This is a genomic window from Pseudomonas sp. 32_A (assembly GCF_017490905.1).
In the GTDB taxonomy this organism is placed as follows: Bacteria; Pseudomonadota; Gammaproteobacteria; order Pseudomonadales; family Pseudomonadaceae; genus Aquipseudomonas; species Aquipseudomonas inefficax.
This window is the reverse complement of the sequence record NZ_JAFGYI010000077.1, coordinates 1-6,176: the sequence shown is the minus strand read 5'-3', so window position 1 is coordinate 6,176 and position 6,176 is coordinate 1. Positions and strand designations below refer to the sequence as shown.

Genomic DNA, 6,176 nt, shown 5'->3' with positions numbered 1-6,176 from the left:
GGGCGGGCTCCGGGGGAATCTTTTGCCAAGGAGCTGGCCACGTTACTCAGGCTTTGCCGGGATCACAAGTTTTCGGTCAACTGTGCTGGCTTCTTCGCGGGTAAACCCGCTCCCACAGGGGTAGCGCAAGGCTTGAGTGTGGCGCCGTACCTGTGGGAGCGGGTTTACCCGCGAAGAGGGCTGCACAGGCGACACAAAACCGGCAGGCAGAAAAAAGGGCCCGAAGGCCCTTTTCCCGATCAACCCCCCAGGTATGCGTCGCGCACCTTCGGGTCGGTCAGCAGTGCTTCACCTGTCCCTTGCATCACCACCCGGCCGTTCTCCAGCACGTACGCCCGATCAGCAATCTTCAGCGCCTGGTTGGCGTTCTGCTCCACCAGGAACACCGTCACGCCATCACGGCGCAGCTGTTCGATGATGTCGAAGATCTGCTGGATGATGATCGGCGCCAGGCCCAGCGACGGCTCGTCGAGCAGCAGCAGCTTGGGCTTGCTCATCAGCGCCCGGCCAATGGCGAGCATCTGCTGCTCGCCACCGGACATGGTGCCGCCACGCTGGATATAACGCTCCTTCAGGCGCGGGAACAGCTGCAGCACCTTGTCCAGTTGCTCCTGGTAATCGCCCTTGTCGGTGAAGAAACCACCCATTGCCAGGTTTTCCTCGACGGTCAGGCGGGAGAACACACGGCGGCCTTCCGGCACTACCGCGATGCTCTTGCGCATGATGTGCGAGGACGGCTGGCCGACCAGTTCTTCACCCAGGTACTTGATGCTGCCGCTGTGCGCCTGCGGCGAGCCGCACAGGGTCATCAGCAAGGTCGACTTGCCGGCACCGTTGGCGCCGATCAGGGTAACGATCTCGCCCTGGTTGATCTCCACGTTGACGCTGTGCAGCGCCTGGATCTTGCCGTAGAAGGTGGAAACGTTTTCGAACTTCAGCATTTACGCTTCCCCCAGGTAGGCTTTGATCACGTCAGGGTTGTCGCGGATCTCTTCCGGCGTGCCGTGGGCCAGTGGGGTGCCCTGGTTGATCACCACGATATGGTCGGAAATGCTCATCACCAGCTTCATGTCGTGTTCGATCAGCAGCACGGTGACGTTGTGTGATTCGCGCAGGTAGGCGATCAGCGCCTTGAGGTCTTCGGTCTCCTTCGGGTTCAGGCCGGCTGCCGGTTCGTCGAGCATGATGATGCGCGGCTGGGTCATCATGCAGCGGGCGATTTCCAGGCGGCGCTGTTGGCCGTAGGCGAGGGTGCCGGCGGTACGGTTGGCGAACTCGGTCAGGTTGACCTTCTCCAGCCAGTACTGGGCGCGCTCCATGGCCTCCTTCTCGCTGCGGCGGAAGTTCGGGGTCTTGAACAGGCCGGCGAAGAAGTTGGTGTTCAGGTGGCGATGCTGGGCGATCAGCAGGTTTTCCAGCGCAGTCATTTCCTTGAACAGGCGCACGTTCTGGAAGGTCCGCACCACGCCCTTGCGGGCGATCTGGTGCCCGGCCAGGCCCTGGATCGGCTGGCCATCGAGCAGGATGGTGCCGCCGCTGGGCTTGTAGAAGCCGGTCAGGCAGTTGAACACCGTGGTCTTGCCGGCGCCGTTCGGGCCGATCAGTGCCACCACCTGTTTTTCCTTGACGGTCAGGCCCACGCCGTTGACCGCCAACAAGCCGCCGAAGCGCATGCTCAGGCCGCTGACTTGCAGAATTTCACGGCTCATCGATGCAGCTCCATGTGTGGTCGTTGCATAGGCAGCAGGCCCTGCGGACGCCAGATCATCATCAACACCATCAGCGCACCGAACATCAGCATCCGGTATTCGCTGAACTCACGCATCAGCTCGGGCAGCAGGATCATCACGATGGCCGCGAGAATCACGCCCAGTTGTGAGCCCATGCCGCCAAGCACGACGATGGCGAGGATGATCGCCGACTCGATGAAGGTAAACGACTCCGGCGTCACCAGGCCCTGGCGCGCAGCGAAGAAGCTGCCGGCGAAACCGGCGAAGCAGGCGCCCAGGGTGAATGCCGAGAGCTTGATCACGGTCGGGTTCAGGCCCAGTGCACGGCAGGCGATCTCGTCTTCGCGCAGGGCTTCCCAGGCGCGGCCGATCGGCATGCGCAGCAGGCGGTTGATAACGAACAGCGCCAGCAGGGCCAGCAGCAGAGCCACCAGGTAGAGGAAGATGACCTTGTTGATCGAGTTGTATTCCAGCCCGAAGAACTCGTGGAAGGTCTGCATGCCCTCGGCGGCACGGCGTTCGAAGGTCAGGCCGAAGAGCTCCGGCTTGGGGATGTTGCTGATGCCGTTGGGGCCGCCGGTCCAGTCGGTGAGGTTACGCAGGAACAGGCGGATGATCTCGCCGAAGCCGAGGGTCACGATCGCCAGGTAGTCACCGCGCAGGCGCAGCACCGGGAAGCCGAGCAGGAAGCCGAAGGTAGCGGCCATCAGGCCGGCGATCGGCAGGCATACCCAGAAGCTCCAGCCCAGGTAGTGCGAGAGCATGGCATAGCTGTAGGCGCCGACGGCGTAGAAGCCGACGTAACCGAGGTCGAGCAGGCCTGCCAGACCGACCACGATGTTCAGGCCCAGGCCCAGCAACACGTAGATCAGGATCAGCGTGGCAATGTCGACTGCACCGCGCGAACCGAAGAACGGCCACACCAGTGCCGCGACGATCAGGCCCAGGATCACGTAGCGCTGGGTCTTCGGCAGGGTCAGGTAGTTGCTGACGGCCGGCGGGATCAGCTTGCGATCCGAACGGCGGCCCATCACCGAACTCCACTGCTTGTCGAACAGCACACGCAGGAACATCAGCACCGAACACACGGCAATGATGCTGATAGTGAACGAGCCCTGGCTGTGCACCACCAGGCTGATGCCGTCGATGCTCAGTTTCAGGCCCAGTACCGGGAAGGCCACGGCCCATACCAGCAAGGCGCTGAAGAACGCCTGTTTGAGATTTCTGTTCATACTTTTTCAACCTCCGGGCGGCCCAGGATGCCGGTCGGCCGGAATAGCAGGACAAGAACCAACAAGCCGAATGCCACCACGTCCTTGTACTGGTCGCCGAAGATATCGGCACCGAACGCTTCGGCCACGCCCAGCACCAGCCCGCCGAGCATGGCGCCCGGAATGCTGCCGATGCCACCCAGCACCGCCGCGGTGAAAGCCTTCAGGCCCACCAGGAAACCGGCGTTGGGGTTGATCACCCCGTACTGCATGCTCAGCAGCACGGCCGCCACCGCCGCCAGGGCGGCACCGATGACGAAGGTGAGGGCGATGATGTTGTTGGTGTTGATGCCCAGCAGGTTGGCCATCTTGATGTCCTCGGCACAGGCGCGGCAGGCGCGGCCCAGGCGGGAACGGGAGATGAACAGGGTGAGGCAGGTCATGGCCACCAGGGTGACCACGAACACCAGGATCTGCATGTAGCTGATCAGTACTTCCTCCGCGCCACCCGGCCCGAACGAGAAGCTTCCGGGGATCAAGTTGGGGATGGACTTGTCCTTGGAGTCTTGCGACAGCAAGACGGTGTTCTGCAGGAAGATCGACATGCCGATGGCGGAAATCAGCGGGATCAGGCGGTTGCTGTTGCGCAAGGGGCGGTAGGCAACCCGTTCGATGCTGTAGCCATAGGCACTGGTGACGAAGATCGTCGCGACGAAGGCGACGGTCATCAGGATCGGCAGCGAATGGATACCCATCATGGCCAGGCCCGCCAGGGCGATGAAGGCCACGTAGGAACCGATCATGTACACCTCGCCGTGGGCGAAGTTGATCATGCCAATGATGCCGTACACCATCGTGTAGCCGATGGCGATCAAGGCATAGGTGCTGCCGATGGTCAATCCATTAACCAGTTGTTGGAAGAAATGGTAGATCTCAGGCATTACAGCGCTCCTAAAAACCTGATTTGCATTTCGCTGGCGGGGGTACGGCCAGGAAACCGCGGGTGACGGTTTTAAGATTTTCAGGTGAACCCGCCCCCGGATCGCGGGGATCAGGCCCATGAACCTCGTAAAACAAAGCCCACTGCTCGCACAGTGGGCTTCTACGGTCAGCTATTAGTCACGCAGTTACTGAGGGGAGACTTCGGTCTTCGGCTTGCCGAAGTGCCATTCGTAGACCACGAACTTGAAGTCTTTCAGGTCGCCTTTGGCGTCGTAGGACAGATCACCGGTCGGGGTCTTGAAGGTGCCGGCGTGGATGGCCTCGGCCACCTTCTCGGCGTCTTCGGACTTGGCGGCCTTGATGCCCTGGGCGATCAGCTCGACAGCCGAGTAGGCCGGGAACACGAACGGGCCGCTTGGGTCCTTGCCGTCAGCCTTGATGGCGTCGACGATCTTCTTGTTCGCAGGGTCCGCGTCGAACGACTTCGGCAGGGTCACCAGCAGGCCTTCGGAGGCGTTCTGGGCGATCTGCGAGATGGAGTCGTTACCCACGCCTTCCGGGCCCATGAACTTGGCTTTCAGGCCTTTTTCCTGGGCTTGGCGCAGGATCAGGCCCAGCTCTGGGTGGTAGCCGCCGTAGTAGACGAAGTCGACGTTGTTCTGCTTGAGCTTCTGGATGATCGAGGAGAAGTCCTTGTCACCGGCGTTCAGGCCTTCGAACACGGCAACCTTGGTGCCTTTGCCTTCCAGAGTCTGCTTGACCGCGGTAGCGATGCCTTCACCGTACTGCTGCTTGTCGTGCAGGACGGCGACTACCTTCGGCTTGACGTGGTCGGCGATGTAGTTGCCGGCAGCCGGGCCCTGGGCGCTGTCCAGGCCGATGGTACGGAAGATCAGCTTGTAGCCACGGGCGGTGATTTCCGGGGAGGTGGCGGCCGGGGTGATCATGATCACGCCTTCGTCTTCGTAGATGTCGGACGCAGGCTGGGTGGAGCTGGAGCACAGGTGACCGATGACGAACTTGACGCCGTCGTTGACCACTTTGTTGGCGACTGCAACGGCCTGTTTAGGATCGCAGGCGTCGTCGTATTCCTTGGCTTCGAGCATCTTGCCATCCACGCCGCCCGCGGCGTTGATATCCTTGATGGCTTGCTTGGCGCCGATGAACTGCATGTCGCCGTACTGGGTTACAGGGCCGGTCTTGGGGCCTGCAATCCCGATCTTGATGGTATCGGCGGCAAACGAATGGCTGGCTACCCCTGCCAGAACCATTGCGGCGAACAGCTTGGAAATCTTGATCATAGTGCTCCACTCATTCTGTTGTAATTCTTATAGTCCTGGCGGCCAGGGCTACAGACCGGGCGGGATTTGCGGCGTGGCCATGCCAACGCGCAAGCCCACCTTCCCCCGGAACATGTCCCGGAACTGTACCGGTACAGTGTAGAGCGCTGCCCGAGCGCTTGAAAAGCGGTCGAAAAGTGCCTGCTTCCTGGGTTGTCGCATGGTCGACACAAAGATACAGAAAGGCGCCATCAAACTGCCTGCATCTGCGACCCCGCCCCACAAGTTTCGGGATCAATCGACCAAATTACATATTTGAAACCGGGTTTTTCTGCAAAAATGCCGACCTTTTTTATTGGCCGATTTTTGCGGATACCACCCATGACTGATCACACAAGCACCCTCTATGCCAAATTGCTTGGCGAGACGGCAATCATCGAGTGGAAAGCGCTGGAGCGTTTCTGGGCCAAGGGTGACCTGATTTGGGTCGACCCAAGCCTGGACCTGATTGCCGTTGCCGAGGCAATGGCCGAGAATCGCAGCGAGATCTTCGCCAAGTGGCGTAGTGATGGCACTGTTGGGCCGGTGACCGCCGAGCAGGCCCAGGACCTGCAAAGCCGCGATCCAGAGATTTGGGCGGTGGTGGTTTCGCCATTCATCGTGATCCAGGCGAAGCGCCCTCTCGATGCATGATCGCTTTTGGTGCGCGAAAATGCGCAGCCGCCTCGTTTTGGTGCTTGCAGGCGTTCAAGGCGGGTAGAGGTAAGTAACAATTCGGCGTGGCGGTAACAGTTTACGGGATGCGTAATGGGGGGCTGCCTTGCAGCCCATCGCCGGCAAGCCAGCTCCCACAGGTGAGGTGCAGCCCTGTAAAGCTGCACCGAACCCTGTGGGAGCTGGCTTGCCGGCGATGGGCCGCACAGCGGCCCCCGGTTATTCGAATAGTCAGGAGTCATCGATGAGCACTGCACTACCTTCGCTTGGATTCGCCGGCATCGGCCTGATGGGCCTGC

Annotated in this window: 6 protein-coding genes; 1 reads left to right on the top strand and 5 read right to left on the bottom strand. The window is 61.0% G+C overall.

The genetic code is table 11. The features are described 5' to 3' along the window. Positions 1 to 239 precede the first annotated feature (239 nt). From J5M58_RS25575 to J5M58_RS25555, 5 genes are all read right to left on the bottom strand, one after another. Positions 240 to 941, bottom strand: coding sequence for an ABC transporter ATP-binding protein (locus tag J5M58_RS25575; RefSeq protein ID WP_013973921.1), 702 nt, complete (start codon positions 939 to 941; stop codon positions 240 to 242). Then, entirely contained in the window at positions 942 to 1,709 is a 768-nt protein-coding gene (gene livG, locus J5M58_RS25570; RefSeq protein WP_025340358.1) for a high-affinity branched-chain amino acid ABC transporter ATP-binding protein LivG, read from the bottom strand. Further along, a complete protein-coding gene (locus tag J5M58_RS25565) occupies positions 1,706 to 2,962 on the bottom strand; it encodes a high-affinity branched-chain amino acid ABC transporter permease LivM (protein WP_112250662.1) in 1,257 nt (418 codons plus the stop codon). The genes livG and J5M58_RS25565 overlap by 4 nt, the downstream gene beginning before the upstream one ends. Continuing rightward, positions 2,959 to 3,882 carry a high-affinity branched-chain amino acid ABC transporter permease LivH gene (gene livH / locus J5M58_RS25560; RefSeq protein ID WP_025340356.1) on the bottom strand — a complete coding sequence of 308 codons (924 nt, stop codon included), beginning with the start codon at positions 3,880 to 3,882 and terminating at the stop codon, positions 2,959 to 2,961. The genes J5M58_RS25565 and livH overlap by 4 nt, the downstream gene beginning before the upstream one ends. Before the next feature lie 186 nt (positions 3,883 to 4,068). Next, positions 4,069 to 5,184, bottom strand: a complete 1,116-nt coding sequence (locus J5M58_RS25555; RefSeq protein ID WP_112250663.1) for a branched-chain amino acid ABC transporter substrate-binding protein — start codon at positions 5,182 to 5,184, stop codon at positions 4,069 to 4,071. Between the two features lie 360 nt (positions 5,185 to 5,544). On the opposite strand from J5M58_RS25555, the gene J5M58_RS25550 reads away from it, so the two are divergent. Then, complete coding sequence (locus J5M58_RS25550) at positions 5,545 to 5,856, top strand: DUF2288 domain-containing protein (protein ID WP_112250665.1); 312 nt, start codon at positions 5,545 to 5,547, stop codon at positions 5,854 to 5,856. The last annotated feature ends 320 nt before the right edge of the window (positions 5,857 to 6,176 follow it).